Origin of the sequence: Blastococcus sp. DSM 46786, assembly GCF_900109665.1 — a bacterium.
GTDB lineage: Bacteria > Actinomycetota > Actinomycetes > Mycobacteriales > Geodermatophilaceae > Blastococcus > Blastococcus carthaginiensis.
Genome location: NZ_FOAO01000010.1, coordinates 1 through 17473 on the forward strand (window position 1 = coordinate 1; position 17473 = coordinate 17473).

Here is a 17473-nt window from a genome sequence, read left to right on the forward strand (position 1 = left end):
CCCGACACCGTGGCCGGGGACAAGGCCTACTCCTCACGCGCGATCCGCACCCAGCTGCGCGAGCGTGGCATCGGCGCCTGCATCCCCGAACGGGATGACCAGAAGGGCCACCGCATACGTCGGGGCAGCCGCGGAGGACGACCACCGGCCTTCGACGCAGAGCGCTACCGCGGACGCAACGTCGTCGAACGCGCCTTCAACGAGGACAAGCAGTGGCGCTCCCTGGCCACCCGCTACGACAAGCTCGCCGTCGTCTACCGGGCCGCAGCAGTCCTGCGCGCGGTCACCCTCTGGCTCAAGCGGTTAGGAGACATGCCCTAGCGGCGGCGGGAGGGGGGAGGGGGAGGCGGCGACCTCAGCGGCGACGGGTCTCGGGGAAGAGCAGGTCGACGAAGCGCTCGGCGGTCGGCTGGGGTTCGTGGTTGGCCAGGCCCGGCCGCTCGTTGGCCTCGATGAAGACGTAGTCGGGCCCGGCGACGTCGGGCACGAGGAAGTCGATCCCGGTCACCGGGATGTCCAGCGCCGTGGCGGCCCGCACCGCGGCGGCGGCGATCTCCGGGTGCAGCTGGTCGGTGACGTCCTCGATCGTGCCGCCGGTGTGCAGGTTCGCCGTCCGGCGCACCTGGATGCGCTCCCCGTTGGGCGGGACGTCGTCCATCCCGTAGCCGACGTCGGCCACCACCTCGGCCGTGGTGCCGTCGAGGGGGATCCGGGACTCGCCACCCGTGGCCCGCTCCCGGCGCCGGCTGGTGGACCTCACCAGGTCGGTGACCGAGTTCCGGCCGTCGCCGACCACCTCCGCCGGTCGGCGCACCGCGGAGGCGACGACCGCCCGGTCGATGACCACCACCCGCAGGTCCTGGCCGGGGACGAGTTCCTCCACCAGCACGTCCGGGCAGAACTGGAGCGCGACGTCGACCGCGCGCGCCAGCCCCTCCTCGTCGTGCACCCCGACGGTGATGCCGCGCCCCTGCTCACCCCGGGCCGGCTTCACCACCACCTGCCCGACCTCGCGCATCAGGGTCGCGGCCTCGTCGAGCTCACCCTCGCAGGCCAGCGCACCGCGGGCCACGCGGACACCGGCCCGTTCCATGATCCGGCGGGTGACCCGCTTGTCGTCGCACCGGCTCATCGCCACGGCGGTGGTGAACTCCGACAGCGACTCGCGCGTGACCACCGTCCGGCCGCCGAGGGACAGCCGCATCTCGCCCCAACTCGCGTCGGTGACCTCGACCCGCACCCCCCGGCGCAGCGCCTCCTCGGCGATGATCAGCGCGTACGGGTTGAGATCCTCCAGGCCCGGCGGGCGGGCGGCGAACAGCGGGGTGTTGATCGGGTTCTTGCGCTTCACGCAGACCGCCGAGACCCGGTTGAAGCCGAGCTTGCGGTACAGCCGGATCGCGCCCTCGTTGTCGTGCATCACCGAGAGGTCGAGGTAGGAGCGCCCGCGGCCGACGTAGCGCTCGGCGAGCACCCGCACCAGCGCCTCGCCGGCGCCGGGCGGGGCGTCCTGGTTGTGCACCGCCAGGCACCACAGGCTGGTACCGCCCTCGGGGTCGTCGAAGGCCAGCGCGTGGTCGACCCCGGTCACCGTGCCCACGATCTTCCCGGTGCGGGTGTCCTCGGCGACCAGGTAGGTGAAGCAGCGGGTGCGGTGGTTGTCCCACATGACGTCGGCGTCCCCGACGACCATCCCGTTCAGGGCGTAGATGTCGTTGATCGCCTCCATCTCCGCCCGGGAGGTCACCGTGCGGACGAAGACGCCGCGGATGAGGTCGTGGCGCGGCCGGTAGCGGTGCAGGTCCAGCCGGTAGGTGTAGCTCGGGTCGATGAACAGCTCGTCGGGCGCGAGGCCGACCAGCACGTGCGGGTCGCGCGGGTAGATGCAGATGTCCCGCTCGCCGGTCTCCTCCGCCCGCAGCGCGTGGACGATGCCGCGCAGGTCGGCGAAGGTCTGGCCGAACACCAGCCGCCCCCACCCGAGGTCGAGCACGACGTCGGAGGCCATGCCGCGGAGCTGGTGCTCCGACGGCTTCTTCCACGACCGGCTGGTGATGGCCGGGGTGGAGGCCACCGCCGTGCGACGGCGGTGGCCGGCGAGCCGGGGTGCCATGGTCATCTCCTCAGACCGCGTGGGTCTGGAGCCACAGCTCGAGCAGGCCCAGCTGCCAGAGCTTGTTCCCGCGCAACGGCGTGAGCTCACCGTTGGGGTCGGCGAGCAGCTCGCGGACGTACTCCGGGCGGAACATCCCGCGGTCGGCGGCCGCCTCGCTGGAGAGCGCGTCCTTGACCAGGTCGAGCACCTTGCCCTGCAGGTGGGTGATCGCGGGCACCGGGAAGTAGCCCTTGGGCCGGTCGATGACCTCCGGCGGGATGATCCGGCGCCCGATCGCCTTGAGCACGCCCTTGCCGCCGTCGGCGAGCTTGAGCTCCGGTGGGCACATCGCCGCCAGCTCCACCAGGTCGTGGTCCAGGAAGGGCACGCGGGCCTCCAGGCCCCAGGCCATGGACATGTTGTCCACCCGCTTGACCGGGTCGTCGACCAGCATGACCTCGCTGTCCAGGCGCAGCGCGGCGTCGACCGCCGTCTCGGCCCCGGCGGCGGACATGTGCCGGCGGACGAACTCCAGGCTCGGGTCCTCGGCCAGCGCGTACCGGTCGGAGACGACCGAGCGCATCTGGGCGTGGTCGCGGTCGAAGAAGGCCCGCGCGTAGGTGTGCACCGCCTCCTCGCGGCCGACGCCGGCCAGCGGCGGGTACCAGTGGTAGCCGGCGAAGACCTCGTCGGCGCCCTGCCCGGACTGCACCACCTTGATCGTCTGGCTGACCCGCTCGGAGAGCAGGTCGAAGGCGACGACGTCGTGGCTGACCATCGGCTCGGCCATGGCGCCGATGGCGTGCCCGAGCGCACCGGCGAGCTCGTCGGAGCCGACGCGGATGCGGTGGTGGTCGGTGGCGAAGCGCTCGGCGATGACGTCGGAGTAGGCGAACTCGTCGCCTTCCCGGCCGCCGACGGACTCGAAACCGATGGAGTACGTGGCCAGGCCGGTCTGCCCCTCCTGGGCCAGGAGGCCGACGATCAAGCTGGAGTCCAGGCCGCCGGAGAGGAGCACGCCGACCGGCGTGTCCGCGACCAGCCGGCGGCGGACGGCGACGCGCAGCGCCTCCTCGATCGCGTCCTCCCAGTCGCGGGCGCTCCAGCCCGCGTGCTCGGGGCGCCGCTCGTAGGTGGCGTTCCAGTACCGCTGCTCGGTGCTCGTACCGTCGGGCTCGATCACGCGGACGGTGGCCGGGGGCAGCTTCCGGACCCCGTTGAGGATCGTCCGCGGGGCCGGGACGACGGCGTGCCAGGTGAGGTAGTGGTGCAGCGCGACCGGGTCGATCGAGGTGTCGACGTCGCCGCCCCGCAGCAGCGCCGGCAGCGTGGAGGCGAAGCGCAGCCGCTTGCCCGGCGTCTCGGAGAGGTAGAGGGGCTTGATGCCCAGCCGGTCCCGGGCCATGACGACGCGACCGGTGTCCCGCTCGGCGATGACGAAGGCGAACATGCCGTGCAGGTGCGAGACGACGTCGGTGCCCCAGTGGTGGTAGCCCTTGAGGATCACCTCGGTGTCGCTGTGCGAGAAGAAGCGGTACCCGTGGCCCTCGAGTTCGGCGCGCAGCTCCTGGTAGTCGTAGATGCAGCCGTTGAAGACCGCGGTCAGCCCGAGCTCGTTGTCGACCATGGGCTGGGACCCGCAGGTGGAGAGGTCGATCACCGAGAGCCGGCGGTGCCCGAAGGCCACCCGCCCGTTGCTCCAGGATCCCTGCCCGTCCGGGCCGCGGGGGACCAGGGCCTCGACCATGCGGGCTACCGCGGTCGTGTCGGCCGTGGTCCCGTCGAATCTGATCTCGCCGCAGAGGCCGCACATGCACAACGATCTAACTCCTGCCGCGGTCGGGCCGCAGGGCGGGGTCACCCGTGCGGGCCCGATCGTGGCCCACCTCACGCCTGTTCCACGTGGAACGCCCGGCGGTTGCTCCCGCGTCCTGGCTCACCGCTCGGGGTCCTGGCTCACCGTCGACCGTGAGCCAGGACCCCGGGTGATCAGGTCACCTGATCGACACGGGCCGACGACGGGGTCAGCCGGCGGTGAGCGCCTCCGTCGCGGCGACGACGTCGACCAGGCCGGTGCCCTTGTCGAACGAGGTCACGTACCCGCCCACGGTCTCGTAAGCGGCCCCATCGGTGTAGCGGTACGCGGTGCTCTTCAGCGCCGCCTCGATCTCGGCCGGGGTGGCCGCCGGGTCGGCCTGGAACAGCTGGGCGACGGTGCCGGCCACGTGCGGGGCAGCCATCGACGTCCCGCTGATGGTGTTGAAGGTACCGACGTCCAGCAGCCCCGGGCCGTTGCGGAAGTCCAGCCCCGTGGCGCAGATGGGCAGGTAGGGCCGGCAGGCCGAGGTGATGTCCTCGCCGGGGGCGGAGAGGTCGGGCCAGGTGGAGGGGGCGGCCGCCGCGCCACGGGATGAGTAGTCGCTGACCACGCCGTCCCGGGTGCCGGTGCCCTGGTCGAAGAAGGAGGCCACCGACAGGATGCCGCCGGTCGGGTCCTGCCCCGGCGGGTTGGTGAGCGAGGTGGCGCCGTCGCCGCCGTCGTTCCCGGCCGCCCAGACGGTGACCACGCCCTCGGCGGCCAGCGCGCGCTGCAGCTTGACCGTGGCCGAGTCCGGGTCGAACTCCCCGCCCCCGGAGGGGCCGTAGCTGTTGTTGGTCACCTTGATCGGCGGGCAGACGTCGGCGGGTACCCCGGCACCGCACGGCGCCTCGTGGTTCTCCAGGACCCAGTTCAGCGCGGAGTCCGCCCCGACGATGAGCAGCACGGCGCCCGTGGAGATGGACACCAGGCTCGCACCGGGCGCGGCGCCCTGGACCTGCCCGCCGTCGGCCAGCGTGGTCGGCCGGCCGGCGACGATGCCGCTCACGTGGGTGCCGTGACCGCCGACGGAGAGGGTGTCGGTGTCGACCACCGACGGCACCCGGACGACGCAGTCGGGCGTCGTGGTGGTCTCCAGCAGGCAGACGCTCTTCAGGTTGGCGACGACGGCGCTGCCGCCACCGGGCTCGCGGAAGTAGGGGTGGCTCGGGTCGACGCCGGAGTCGATGACCGCGACCGAGACCCCGCTGCCGTCGAGCGGCAGCCCGTTCGCGCCGGTCACCGTGGCCGCGGCCTCGGCGCCGCGGGTGGCGAGGTTCGACGTCTCCTGGGCGAACTCGATCGGGGTGTTGCCCTCGAGGTAGGTGACGCCGGGGTGGGTGCGGGCGGCCTCGATCTGCCCGGCGGTCCCGGAGGCGACGACCACCCCGATGCGCTCGTACTCGGTGACGGTGCGCATGCCGGTGGCGGCGACGGCCGCGCGGGCGGCGGCGGCGTCGGTGCCGTGCACCATGACCGTCGTCGGGACGGCCGCACCGAGACCGGCGAGCTGGTCGGCCAGGAAGTCCTGCACCGGCGCGAGCGGGGGATCGGCCGGGGCTGCCTGCACAGGCGCGGAGAGGAGGGCGCCGGCGACCACGGCGCCGGACACCACCCCGAGCAGACGGCGGGACGACGGGTTCATGGCGCTCCTCGCGGGTTCACGGCGGGCGGACGTGACCGGACAAACGAGGCAGCGCCGTAGGAGTTACTCAGGGGTTACGCCAACATGCCGGGCGGGCCGGTCACGGGCGCGTCCTCCCGCACCGCCCACCGCACGGGAGGACACGCCAAGATCGGGTCACCTGATCCCGGCGTACCGAGCAGGAAGCCCGGTCAGCCGTAGTAGAGGGCGACCGGCCGGCCGTCGATCTCGCGGACGTCGACGGCGGTGTCGTAGACCGCGGCCAGCACCTCGGGGCGCATGACCTCCCGCGCCGGGGCGTCGGCCACCACCGCGCCGTCCCGCATCGCGACGATCCGGTCGGCGTAGGTCGCCGCGAAGTTGATGTCGTGCAGCACGGTGACCACCCGCTTGCCGAGCTCGTCGGCCAGCTGCCGGACCAGCCGCATGATCTCGGTCATGTGCCGCAGGTCCAGGTTGTTCAGCGGCTCGTCGAGCAGCACGTACTTCGTGTCCTGCGCGAGCACCATCGCGATGAAGGCGCGCTGGCGCTGCCCGCCGGACAGCTCGTCGAGGAACCGGTGCCGGTAGGCCTCCAGCTCCAGGTAGCTGATCGCACGCTCGATGTGCTCGCGGTCGTGCACGGTGAGCCGCCCCCGCGAGTGCGGGAAGCGGCCGAACTCCACGAGGTCGTGCACGGTCAGCCGCGCGGCGACGTGGTTGTCCTGCCGCAGCACCGCCAGCACCGTGGCCAGCCGGTGCGACGGCGTCGTCGCCACGTCCATGCCGTCCACCACGATCCGGCCGGCGTCGGGCGTGACCAGGCGGCCGACGAGCCCGAACAGCGTGGACTTCCCGGCTCCGTTCGGGCCGATGAGCGCCGTCACGCCCTCCCCGCCCAGTTCGAGGGAGACGTCGTCGACCACCGTCTGGCGGCCGTAGCGCTTGGTCGCGTTCTCGAGCGCGATCACCGCGCCCCCTTCCGCAGCACGAGGTACAGGAAGAACAGGCCGCCGGCGAACTCGATGATCGTCGACAGCGTGCCGCCGAAGTCGAACACCCGGTCGAGCACCAGCTGGCCGCCGAGCAGGCAGACCATCCCGATGAGCACGGCGGTGGGCAGCGTCCAGACGTGCCGGAAGGAGCCCGCGTAGGAATAGGCGAGGTTGGCGACGATCAGGCCGAAGAACAGGATCGGCCCGACCAGCGCCGTGGAGGCCGCGACCATCACCGAGACGACCCCGAACAGGACCATCACCACGCGCCGGTGGTCCACGCCCAGCCCCACGGCCGCCGGCTCGCCCAGGGTCAGCACGTCCAGCGTGCGCAGCAGCGGGACGACGCCGGCGCAGCCGAGGACGACGAGCCCGGCGGTGAGGGCCAGCAGCAGCTCGTCCGGCCGGGTGAGGGAGGCGAACATCGCGTCGGAGAGCACCTGGAAGTCCAGCGGGTCGAGCATCCGCTGCATCCACTCGGTGAAGGCCCGGAAGAAGGTGCCCAGCACGATGCCGACCAGCAGCATGAGGTGGATCGAGCGCCGCTTGCCGCCGAACAGCCAGGTGAACAGCGTGACGCTGAAGGCCACCATGACGACGACCTGGACGAGCCACAGGGTGAGCGCGTCCGCGGCGAGGAACGTGGCGGACCCCGCGACGAAGACGATCGCGGTCGATATCAGCAGGTAGAACGCGTCGAACCCCATGATCGCGGGGGTGAGGATGCGGTTCTGGGTGATCGTGTGGAACACCACCGTCGAGACCCCGACCGACGTCGCGACGACGAGCATCGCGGCCACCGAGAGGCTGCGGATCTCCAGCGCGAACGCCAGCGAGCCGGGGACGTCGGTGAACAGGTAGGTGGCGACCAGCGCCAGGACGGCGCTCGCGAGGGCGGCCAGGCGCACCACGGGCCGCCCCCAGGGAGCCCGGCCCGCACCGAGGCGGCTCCGCAGCCCGCGGCCGGACGGCGGAGGCGCCGCGGTCGCCGCGCTCGCCCCGGAGGCCGCTGTGGCGGGATCAGTGAGCACGGCTCCTCCTCCGGAGCAGCAGCCACAGGAACAGCGCGGCGCCGATGACGCCGACGATGAGCGACAGCGGGATCTCGTAGGGGAAGCGCAGGACCCGCGCGAGGATGTCGCAGGCGACCACGAAGACGGCGCCCAGGCCCGCGACCCAGGGGATCGCGCGGCGCACGTTGTCCCCGACGAGCAGGCTGACGACATTGGGGACGACGAGGCCGAGGAACGGGATCATGCCCGCCGTGACGAGCACCGCCGCCGTGATGACGGCGACGACCACCATCCCGATCGTGACCACGCGCCGGTAGTCCAGCCCCAGGTTGGTGGCGAACTCCTCGCCGAGGCCGATGACGCTGAACCGGTCGGCGGCGATCCAGGCGACGACGACCATGAGCCCCGCGATCCAGACCAGCTCGTAGCGCCCCTGCATGACGCTTGCGAAGCTGCCCTGCGACCACTGCTGGAGCGACTGCAGCAGGTCCAGCCGGTAGGCGAAGAAGACCGTCACCGAGGCGACGACTCCGCCGAGCATGAGCCCGACCAGCGGGACGAGCACCAGCTGGCGCACCGGGACGACGCGGACCACCCGGAGGAAGACCCAGGTGCCGACGAGGCCGAACACCGCGGCCACGCCCATCTTGCCCAGGACGGCCATGCCCGGGAAGACGATCATGGTCACGAGGGCACCGAGGGTCGCGAACTCGGTGACCCCGGTCGTGCTGGGCTCCACGAACTTGTTGCGCACCAGCATCTGCAGGATGAGCCCCGCGATGCCCAGGGAGGCGCCGACCAGCACGACGGCGACCGTCCGGGGGATGCGGCTCGCCACCAGCAGGAAGGCCGCGTCGCTCTCGGCCCCGCCGGCGAGCAGCGACGCCGGGGTGACGTCGGAGACCCCGACGAACAGGCTCGTCGCCGCGAGGATCACGAGCAGGACGCCGACGAGCACCCCCACCCACGTGCGGCGGCTGGGCCGCACCCGGGCGGGGGTGCTCGTCGGTGCCGGGGCGAGCGCTGTCACGGGTGGCAGGCGCGCTGCGCGGCGTGGTCCCGGTCGGTCACTCGGCGATCTGCAGCACGTCGTCGATCATGATCTGCGTCGTGTCGAGGCCGCCGAACACGATGTACCAGGCCATCGGGTCGAGGTAGACGATCTGGCCCTCCTGGGCGGCGGTGGTCTGCGCGACGATCTCGTTGTCGAGCACCGCTGCGGCCGGCTGCGTGCCCGCCTCGCCGGTGGCGGCGTCGCGGTCGACGACCCAGAGGGTGTCGGGGTCGGTCTCCAGCAGGAACTCGAACGAGACCGGCTCGCCGTGGGTCGCGGCCTCGACGTCCTCGACCGCGGGCTCCACCCCGAACACGTCGTAGATGAGGCCGCCGCGGACGGCGGGGCCGACGGCGTCCGCGCCCGCGGGCGCCAGCGCGCTGAGCTCGCCACCCGAGACCATGAGCCCCAGGCCCGTGCCGGCGTCGGCGGTCGCGGCGCGCGCCTCCTCGATGCCGGCGTCGAGCTCCTCCAGCGCGGCGGCGGCCTCGTCCTCGGCGCCGAGCACCTCGCCGAGGAACGTGGCGGTGCGCTCCAGGTTCTCGGTGTAGGAACCGCGCAGGCTCAGGTCGACGGTCGGGGCGATCTCGCTGAGGTCCTCGTACAACGCCGCGGAGCGGTTGGCGACGACGATCAGGTCGGGCTGCTGCGCCTCGATCTCGACGAGGTCGGCCTCGAACAGGGTGCCGGCGTTGAACGCGTCGTCGGCCAGGTACTCCTGGAGGTAGTCCGGCACGGAATCCAGCGGGGCACCGGCGACCTCGCCGCCCAGCGCACCGATGGTGTCGAGGCTGGCGATGTCGAAGGTGACGATCTTCTCGGGGTTCTTCGGGACCTCGACCGTGGTCTCCTCGTACCGCGGGTCCTCGTCCTCGCCGGCGACGTTGCGGTCCCAGGTGAAGGTGACCGTCTCGGTCTCGCTGCTGGCGGCGGTCTCCGCGTCGGCGTCGCCGCCGCACCCGGAGAGCACGAGGACGGCGGTGAGCGGGAGGGCGAGGGCCGCGAGCGGCCGGGCGGTGGTGCGCATCGTACTCCTGTCGGGAACTGAGGGTAGGTAGTCCTAACTAAGGCGTGCCTAACCTGCCATACCGGTCCTGGCGGGTCTCTACCGGGGTCCCGGGGGACGCCGATCCACACCGACCCCCCGGCCGCCGGTGCACCCGGGAGCGGGATCATGGCGGCGTGCTCGTCCCCGTCCCGTCCGCGCGGCGCCCGTGAGCCTCGCCCTCGTCGTCGCGATCACCGCGGTCGCGGCCCTCGTGGTGCTCGCGGGGCTGGCCTCCACGGTCGCGCGCCGCCGTACCGGCCTGGTGCACCTCGCCGGCGCCGGCCTGCTGGAGGCGCTGCTGGTGGTCCAGGCGGTGCTGGCGTTCGCGCGGATGGGCGACGGCACGCCCGCCGACACCCCCACGTTCCTGGGCTACCTGTTCGGTGTGCTGCTGATCCCGGTCGCGGGCGTGCTGTGGGCGCAGGCGGAGCGGACCCGCTGGGCGGGCACCGTCCTGGCGGTCGCGGCGGCCGCCGTCGGCGTCATGGTCTGGCGGCTGCTGCAGCTGTGGGAGACGACCGGTGCGTGACCGCGGGCTGGGCCGCCCCGCCGAGGCGGCGGCGCCGGGCTCCACCGGACCGGCGCGCGTGCTGGTGCTGCTCTACGGCATCTTCGCCCTCGCGGCGGGCGCCCGCGCCGGCGTCCAGCTGGCCACCCGGTTCCAGGAGGCCCCGCTGGCCTACCTGCTGTCGGCCTTCGCGGCGGCCGTGTACGTGGTGGCGACGGTCGCGCTGGCCCGCGGTGGCCGCGGGGGACGGCGCACCGCGCTGGCCGCCATCCTGGTCGAGCTGGCCGGCGTGCTGGTCATCGGCACGCTGTCGCTGGCCGACCCGGCAGCGTTCCCGGACGAGACCGTCTGGTCGGGCTACGGCCGGGGCTACGGGTACGTGCCGCTCGTGCTGCCCGTGCTCGGCCTCCTGCTGCTCACGCGCCGGCGCGGCGCCTAGAAGTCCCCGCCGAAACCGCCCCCGAAGTCCCCGCCGCCGAAGTCCCCGCCGCCGAAGCCGCCGGGATCGCCGCCGCCGGGGTCGTCCCACCCGCCGCCGGCACCGTCCTCGTAGCCCGCCGCGGAGGCCTCCTCGTCGCCCCCGCCGAACATCCCGCCGTCGCCGGGGCCGCCGTCGAACAGCGCATCGGCGACCGCCGTGCCGACGACCAGGCCACCGATGGTGCCCAGCATGCTGCCGCCGATCACGCTCCCCATCCCCGGGCCCCGCGATCCGGACCCGTAGCCGCCGCGGGCCGGACCGCTGAACGTGCGTTCCATGAAGCCGGGCTGACGCAGCTCGGCGCGGGTGGCGGTGCGGGCGAGCGTCCTCGGGTCGTCCCCGGCCGGCCGCTCGCCGGCCGGGACCGCCGCGCTCAGCTGCTCCAGCACCTCCCGGCGCTGCTCGGGCGTGAGTTGGGCGAACGCTTCGGCGTGCGCCTGCTCCACCTGGTCCGGCGGGGCGGTGCGCAGCAGGTAGCGGTAGCGCTCGATCGCCTGCTCGTCGGCCGACCGGGGCGGGGTCTGCGGGCGGCCGCGGTCCTCGTAGCCGTACCACTCGCCCTCGCTCCGTCGATACGTCTGGCTGGAGCTGCGGTCGTCGTGGTGGCGCTTGCGGCCGAACAGCCGGTCGAGCAGTCCCATGGGAGTCCCTCCTCGCGTCGGGGCGCACGGCCCGGTCTCAAGGGTGCCCGGATACGGCAGGAGGAACCCCGCCGGACGGGCCCACGCTGGGATTGTGTGCGCTGCCGCCGAGTTCCAGCGACGAGAACCCGGCCTCAGCGCACACCGTCGGCGGCCCGGCGGCCCGGCGGCCCAGCGGCCCGGCGACCCACAGGCCCGGCGGCTCAGCGGCTCGGCGGCAGCGCACGTCATCGCCGGGCGACAGGCCTGCGGGAACCGCGCTCAGTCCTCGCCGTCGCGCAGCAGGCCGTAGGCGCCCCGGTGGAAGAGGAGCGGCCGCCGGTCGGGGACGGCCCCCAGGTCGAGCACCCGGGCGACGACGATCGTGTGGTCGCCGCCGTCGTACTCGGCCCACAGCTCGCCGTCGATCCAGGCGACGACGTCGTCGAGCACGGGGGAACCGTGCGGGCTGGGCCGCCAGGGGACCCCGGCGAACTTGTCGGTGCCGGACCGCGCGAAGTTCTGCGAGACGGCGTCCTGGCCCTCGGCGAGGACGTTCACGCAGAACCGGCCGATCTCGCGCAGCCGGGCCCACGTGCGCGACGTCCGGGCGGGGGCCAGCGCGACCAGCGGGGGGTCCAGCGACAGCGAGCTGAAGGACTGGCAGGTGAACCCGATCGGGCCCTCGGGGGTGCCGGCGGTGACCACGGTGACCCCGGAGGCGAAGTGCCCGAGGACGTCGCGCATCACCCGGGGGTCGACCAGCCGGGGCGGCTCGGAGACGGCGTCGGCCGCCATCAGCCCGCGTCCGCCGAGCGGGGGACCGACCGGCCGCCGGCGCGGTACAGCGAGCTCGGCAGCTCGTGGCCGACCGCCTGCTCGGTCACCCGGGCCGCCGCCAGCAGCGCGTCCAGGTCCAGCCCGGTGCGCACCCCGGACTCCTCGAGCATGTAGACCAGCTCCTCGGTGGCGATGTTGCCGCTCGCGCCGGGGGCGAACGGGCAGCCGCCCAGCCCGCCGACCGACGCGTCGAGCTGGGTGACCCCGGCCTGCACGGCGGCGAGGGCGTTGGCCTGCCCGGTGCCGCGGGTGTCGTGGAAGTGCACCCCCACCGCGATCCCGGGGCAGGCGCGGCGGACCGCGTCGACGAGGGTGACCACGCGCAGCGGCGTCGTCGTCCCGATGGTGTCGCCGAGGCAGAGCTGGTCGGCGCCGGCCGTGACCGCCGCCCGCGCCACGTCGACCGTGCGGCCCACCGGGGTGCGGCCGTCGAAGGGGCAGTCCCAGGCGGTGGCGATGATGACCTCCAGCGAGCCGCCGGCACCGTGGGCCAGTGCGGCGATCTCCCCGACCGCGGCGACGGCCTCGGCGGTGCTGCGGCCAGCGTTGGCGCGGCTGTGCCCGTCGGAGGCGGAGACGACGTACTCCAGGTCGGCGATCCCGCAGTCCACGGCGCGGACGGCGCCCCGCGGGTTGGCGACCAGAGCGGACCAGTGCACCTCCGGCCACCGCTGCAGCTCGGCGGCGAGCTGGTCGGCGTCGGCGAGGGCGGGCACGGCCCTGGGCGAGACGAACGACGTCGCCTCGATCCGGCGCACGCCGGTGGCCACCAGCGCCTCGAGCATCTCCAGCTTGGCCTCCAGCGGTACCGGCGCCTCCAGCTGCAGGCCGTCGCGCATGCCCACCTCGCGGACGTCGACCGAGCTGGGCAGCACCAGGTCGAACTCGTTCATCTGCGTCTCCTCGGCGCCGGCATCGGTTGCTCCCCGCATCCTCCCCCTCCCGCGCCGGGTTCCCCCGATCAGGCGTCACGGAACCGCGACAGGCCGCCCAGCCAGCGGTTCGTCGTCCGCGTCCGACAAGATGGGACCCGGCACAGGAGGTGGAGGGTGACCGAGGTGGCGGACGCGCTGCCCCCGGCGGATCGGCGGAGCGTCTTCGCCAACGCGCCGATGGGGATCGCGTTGACGACGCCCGCGGGCCTGCTCGTCGACGTCAACCCCGCGCTCGCGGCGATGGCCGGCCGCTCCGCCGAGGAGCTCCACGGGCGCTCGGTGATCGACCTGGTGCACCCCGAGGGGGTCCTCGCCGCGCAGGAGGCGCACGCCACCCTGACCGCCCAGCCGGACCGCCCGATGCGGCACGAGACCCGCCTGCGGCGCGGGGACGGCGCCGACCTCCCCGTCCAGATCACCGCCTCGTGGGTGGCCGAGAGCGACGAGGGGCAGGCCGCCCACCTGGTCCTCATCATCGAGGACATCACCGAGCGCAAGGCGCTCGAGGCGCAGCTGGTGCACCGCTCGCTGCACGACCCGCTCACCGGGTTGCCCAACCGGCTGCTGTTCCACGACCGGCTCCGGCACGCGCTCGACCGGGGTCGGCGCGAGGACACGCCCACCTGCGTGCTGATCATCGACCTGGACGGGTTCAAGGCGATCAACGACGAGCTCGGGCACCCGATGGGCGACCTGGTCCTGGTGTCCTTCGCCGAGCGGCTGCGCTCCGTGCTCCGGGCCAGCGACACCGCGGCCCGCCTGGGCGGCGACGAGTTCAGCATCGTCTGCGAGAACACCGAGCGGGCCGACGCCCAGGCCCTCGCCGACCGGCTGCGCACGGCGGTCACCGAGCCGCTCGAGCTCGGCGGCACCCGGGTGCCGGTGGGGATCAGCATCGGCATCGGCACGGCACGGGGCGGCGAGCAGCCCGAGGAGGTCTACGAGCGGGTCGTGCGGGCGGCCGACGACGACATGTACGTCGACAAGGCGCGCCGCCGCACGGCACCGCGCCGCTGACCCGCCGGGCCCGGCCCGGCACGGCACGGCATGGCATGGCATGGCATGGCAAGGCACAGCACGGCACGGCACGGCACGGCACGGCACGGCACGGCATGGCATGGCATGGCACGGGCGACGGTCACCCGGTGGCGCCGGCACCGCCCGGAACCAGGACCACGGCCTCCCCGGGCCCGAGGGAACCGGTCCAGGCGCCGCCCTCGCCGCGTGCGGACGACGAGATGCCGACGGTCGCGGGCTCGCCCAGCGGGAGACCGACCGGTGCGTCGGTGAAGTTGACCGCGACGATCCGCCGGTCGTCCCCCGTCTGCCGGGTGTAGGCGAGGACGCCGTCGGGAGCCGGCGCGGCGGCCCAGGTGCCGGTGGCCAGGGCGGGCGAGCCGCGCCGGGCGGCGAGGAGCCGGCGGTAGAGGTGCAGGACCGAGGTGGGGTCCTCGCGCTGGGCCGCGGCGCTGCGCGCGGCGGCGTCCGGGGGGAACGGCAGCCACGGCTCGGGCGGCCACCCGTGGCCCGCGTCCGCCGTCCACGGCAGCGGCGCCCGGCAGCCGTCGCGGCCGCCCGGGTCGACCTGCCGGTCCGGCGGGACGACGGCGTCCTCGAGCCCCAGCTCCTCGCCCGCGTACAGGAACGGCGTGCCGGGAAGGGTCAGCAGCAGCACCGCGGCCGCACGGGCCCGGGCCTCCGACCCGCCGTAGCGGGTGCGGTGGCGGGGGTTGTCGTGGTTGGAGAGCACCCAGGTCGGCCAGGCCTCGCCGGGCCCCAGCGCCGCCAGCGTCTCCTCGACCACCGAGCGCCAGAAGCCCGCGTCCCACGGCCCGGACAGGGGCACGAAGTTGAAGGCGAGGTGCAGCTCGTCGCCCGCGCCGTAGTACGGGGCGATGAGGGCGGGGGAGCGCAGGTTGACCTCGCCGACCATGGCGCGGTCGCCCGGGAACTCGTCGAGCACCGCGCGGATGCCGCGCAGCAGCTCGTGGGTCACCGGGAGGTCGTGGGTGTGCACGACGTTCGTACCGACCAGCTCCGGCGGGTGGTCGGGCAGGTCCGGGTCCTTGCCGATCAGATGGACGACGTCGGCGCGGAAGCCGTCCACCCCGCGACGCAGCCAGAACCGGAGGACCTCGTGCATCGCCTCCCGCACCGCGGGCTCGGCCCAGTTGAGGTCGGGCTGCTCGGGGAGGAAGAGGTGCAGGTACCACTGGGCGGTGCGCTCGTCCCAGGTCCAGGCCGGGCCGCCGGTGAACTGCGCCAGCCAGTTGTTCGGCGGGGTGCCCGGGTCGCCGTCGCGCCACAGGTACCAGTTCCGGCGGGGCGAGCTGCGGGAGGCGCGGGAGTCGCGGAACCACGGGTGCTGGTCGCTGGTGTGGTTGGGCACCCAGTCCAGCATCAGCCGCATGCCGCGGTCGTGGACGTCGGCCAGCAGCCGGTCGAACGCCGGCAGGTCGCCGAACAGGGGATCGATGTCGCAGTGGTCGGCGATGTCGTAGCCGGCGTCGGCCATGGGGGAGCGGTAGATCGGCGAGAGCCACAGGACGTCGACACCGAGCCAGCTCAGGTGGTCCAGCCGGCTCCGGATGCCCTCCAGGTCGCCGACCCCGTCACCGGAGGAGTCGGCGAAGGAGCGGGGGTAGACCTGGTAGACCACACCGCTGCGCCACCACGGGGGCTCCGTCCCGGGCGGGACGCGTGGGCCCGTCACGGCGTCAGCCCGCTGCCCGACCGCCGGCCGCGGAGCCACCGGTAGCCGTAGGGCCCGAGGGAGACGCGGGGGTCGCCGGGGTCCAGCGGCTCGAACCGGTCGTTGCCGAAGATGTCGATGACCTCCTCGAACTCCCCCTCACGGGCCGGCTCGAGCCGCGTCTCGACGTGGTCACCGGACAGGTTGTGGACGGCGATGACCGTGCCCTCGAGCCAGTCGCACCGGTGGGCGAGGACCCGCGGATCTCCGGAATCCAGGACCGTCCAGGCTCCCCAGCCGAACTCCGGGGACTCCTTGCGCACCCGGATCGCCCGCTCCACCCGGTTGAGCAGGGAGTCCTCGCGCCGCCGCTGCTCGGCCACGTTGACCTCCTGGTAGCGGAACGGGCCGTCGTCGACGACGGGGGCGGCGAGGTCGCTGCCGCTGGAGAAGCCGCCGTTGGGCCCCTCGGTCCACTGCATGACCGTGCGGACGCTCTTGCGCCCCTCGATCGCCAGGTCGTCGCCCATCCCGATCTCCTCCCCGTAGAGCAGCACCGGGGTGCCGGGGAGGGTCAGCAGCAGGCTGAAGGCCAGCTCGATGCGCCGGCGGTCCCCACCGAGCATCGGCGGCAGCCGCCGCCGGATGCCGCGGCCGTAGATCCGCATGTCCTGCTCCGGCGCGAAGGCGGCCATGACGTCGTCCTTCTCGTCGTCCGGCAGCCGGGAGAGGTTCAGCTCGTCGTGGTTGCGCAGGAAGTTCAGCCACTGGGAGGTGCGGGGCGGGGACGGCGTCCGCCGCAGGTGCTCGGCCAGCGGGGTCGCCTCGCCGCGGGCGAGCGCGGTGAACACGGAGCCGGACAGGATGAAGTTGAACATCCCCGTCATCTCGTCGCCGTCGTCACCGAAGAAGGTCTCGCGGTCGCCGGGGTCGAGGTTGACCTCGCCGAACAACACGGCGTCCCCGCGCCGGCGGGAGAGGAAGCCGCGCATGTCCTGGAGGATCAGGTGCGGGTCCTGCGGCATCCGGTCCTCGATGCCGGTGTCGCCGATCAGGTACGGCGCGGCGTCCACCCGGAAGCCGGAGACCCCGAGCTCCAGCCAGAACCCCATGATGCGGTGGATCTCGTCGCGGACGTCGGGGTTGGCGGTGTTGAGGTCGGGCTCCGACGAGTAGAAGCGGTGGAGGTAGTACTGACCGGCCTCCTCGTCCCAGGCCCAGTTGCTCTCCTCCTGGTCCGGGAAGATGACCGTGGCCTCGTCCTCGGGCCGCTCGTCCGCCCAGACGTACCAGTCCCGGTAGCGGGAGTCGCGGTCCCGGCGTGCCGACCGGAACCAGGGGTGCTGGTCGGAGGTGTGGTTCACGACCAGGTCGATCACCACCCGGATCCCCAGGTCCCGGGCCGTGCGCACGAACTCGACGAACTCACCGAGCGTGCCGAACCGCGGCTCCACGGTGTAGTAGTCGCTGACGTCGTAGCCGTCGTCGGTGTTCGGGCTGGGGTAGAAGGGCAGCAGCCACAGGCAGGTCACACCCAGTCCGGAGAGGTAGGGCAGGCGGCGGGTCAGGCCGCGGAAGTCGCCGATGCCGTCGCCGTCGGAATCCATGAACGTCTCGACGTCCACGGAGTAGACGACGGCGTTCTTCCACCACTGGTCGCTGACTGCCGGATCGAACATGGGACCGCCCTACCCCGGTCCGCGCCCGCCG

Annotated in this window: 16 protein-coding genes; 4 read left to right on the forward strand and 12 right to left on the reverse strand. The window is 73.4% G+C overall.

Annotated elements, in window-relative coordinates; genetic code table 11:
• Positions 1-321 (forward strand): transposase (locus tag BMW62_RS10470; RefSeq protein WP_139206241.1); only part of this gene is annotated, 321 nt, incomplete at its 5' end.
• A gap of 34 nt (positions 322-355) precedes the next feature.
• Here the strand turns inward: BMW62_RS10470 and ngg are convergent.
• From ngg to BMW62_RS10505, 7 genes are all read right to left on the reverse strand, one after another.
• A complete protein-coding gene (ngg, locus tag BMW62_RS10475; RefSeq protein WP_244523956.1) occupies positions 356-2113 on the reverse strand; it encodes an N-acetylglutaminylglutamine synthetase in 1758 nt (585 codons plus the stop codon).
• Between the two features lie 10 nt (positions 2114-2123).
• A complete protein-coding gene (locus tag BMW62_RS10480; protein ID WP_091930815.1) occupies positions 2124-3908 on the reverse strand; it encodes an N-acetylglutaminylglutamine amidotransferase in 1785 nt (594 codons plus the stop codon).
• 211 nt (positions 3909-4119) lie between these two features.
• The gene (locus BMW62_RS10485) at positions 4120-5598 is read right to left on the reverse strand and encodes a S8 family serine peptidase (protein WP_091930816.1); all 1479 of its coding nucleotides are present in this window, start codon (positions 5596-5598) and stop codon (positions 4120-4122) included.
• A 191-nt stretch (positions 5599-5789) separates the two neighbouring features.
• Positions 5790-6548, reverse strand: coding sequence for an iron ABC transporter ATP-binding protein (locus BMW62_RS10490; RefSeq protein ID WP_091930817.1), 759 nt, complete (start codon positions 6546-6548; stop codon positions 5790-5792).
• Entirely contained in the window at positions 6545-7603 is a 1059-nt protein-coding gene (locus BMW62_RS10495) for an iron chelate uptake ABC transporter family permease subunit (protein WP_211435078.1), read from the reverse strand. The genes BMW62_RS10490 and BMW62_RS10495 overlap by 4 nt, the downstream gene beginning before the upstream one ends.
• Complete coding sequence (locus BMW62_RS10500) at positions 7593-8615, reverse strand: ABC transporter permease (protein WP_211435079.1); 1023 nt, start codon at positions 8613-8615, stop codon at positions 7593-7595. The genes BMW62_RS10495 and BMW62_RS10500 overlap by 11 nt, the downstream gene beginning before the upstream one ends.
• Positions 8616-8652: 37 nt before the next feature.
• Complete coding sequence (locus BMW62_RS10505) at positions 8653-9666, reverse strand: siderophore ABC transporter substrate-binding protein (protein ID WP_091930818.1); 1014 nt, start codon at positions 9664-9666, stop codon at positions 8653-8655.
• Positions 9667-9853: 187 nt separating this feature from the next.
• Between BMW62_RS10505 and BMW62_RS10510 the strand changes: the two genes are divergently transcribed.
• Both BMW62_RS10510 and BMW62_RS10515 read left to right on the forward strand, forming a co-directional pair.
• Positions 9854-10216, forward strand: coding sequence for a hypothetical protein (locus tag BMW62_RS10510; RefSeq protein ID WP_091930819.1), 363 nt, complete (start codon positions 9854-9856; stop codon positions 10214-10216).
• Positions 10209-10634: a hypothetical protein gene (locus BMW62_RS10515; protein WP_211435080.1), complete on the forward strand. Its 426-nt coding sequence runs from the start codon at positions 10209-10211 to the stop codon at positions 10632-10634. Before BMW62_RS10510 ends, BMW62_RS10515 begins: the two co-directional genes overlap by 8 nt.
• On the opposite strand, the gene BMW62_RS10520 is transcribed toward BMW62_RS10515, so the two are convergent.
• The 3 genes from BMW62_RS10520 to BMW62_RS10530 all read right to left on the reverse strand — a co-directional run bounded on the left by BMW62_RS10520 (position 10631) and on the right by BMW62_RS10530 (position 13029).
• The gene (locus BMW62_RS10520) at positions 10631-11317 is read right to left on the reverse strand and encodes a hypothetical protein (RefSeq protein ID WP_091930820.1); all 687 of its coding nucleotides are present in this window, start codon (positions 11315-11317) and stop codon (positions 10631-10633) included. The genes BMW62_RS10515 and BMW62_RS10520 overlap by 4 nt on opposite strands.
• 261 nt (positions 11318-11578) lie before the next feature.
• Complete coding sequence (locus BMW62_RS10525; protein ID WP_091930821.1) at positions 11579-12094, reverse strand: flavin reductase family protein; 516 nt, start codon at positions 12092-12094, stop codon at positions 11579-11581.
• Positions 12094-13029 carry a hydroxymethylglutaryl-CoA lyase gene (locus BMW62_RS10530; RefSeq protein ID WP_091930822.1) on the reverse strand — a complete coding sequence of 312 codons (936 nt, stop codon included), beginning with the start codon at positions 13027-13029 and terminating at the stop codon, positions 12094-12096. Before BMW62_RS10530 ends, BMW62_RS10525 begins: the two co-directional genes overlap by 1 nt.
• 156 nt (positions 13030-13185) lie before the next feature.
• Between BMW62_RS10530 and BMW62_RS10535 the strand changes: the two genes are divergently transcribed.
• Positions 13186-14088 (forward strand): GGDEF domain-containing protein, encoded by a 903-nt coding sequence (locus tag BMW62_RS10535; protein WP_091930823.1) that lies wholly within the window; start codon positions 13186-13188, stop codon positions 14086-14088.
• Between the two features lie 121 nt (positions 14089-14209).
• Here BMW62_RS10535 and BMW62_RS23465 read toward each other — a convergent pair whose 3' ends face one another.
• Complete coding sequence (locus tag BMW62_RS23465) at positions 14210-15784, reverse strand: alpha-amylase family glycosyl hydrolase (RefSeq protein ID WP_091930945.1); 1575 nt, start codon at positions 15782-15784, stop codon at positions 14210-14212.
• Complete coding sequence (locus tag BMW62_RS10545) at positions 15781-17442, reverse strand: alpha-amylase family protein (RefSeq protein WP_091930824.1); 1662 nt, start codon at positions 17440-17442, stop codon at positions 15781-15783. The genes BMW62_RS23465 and BMW62_RS10545 overlap by 4 nt, the downstream gene beginning before the upstream one ends.
• Positions 17443-17473 lie beyond the last annotated feature (31 nt).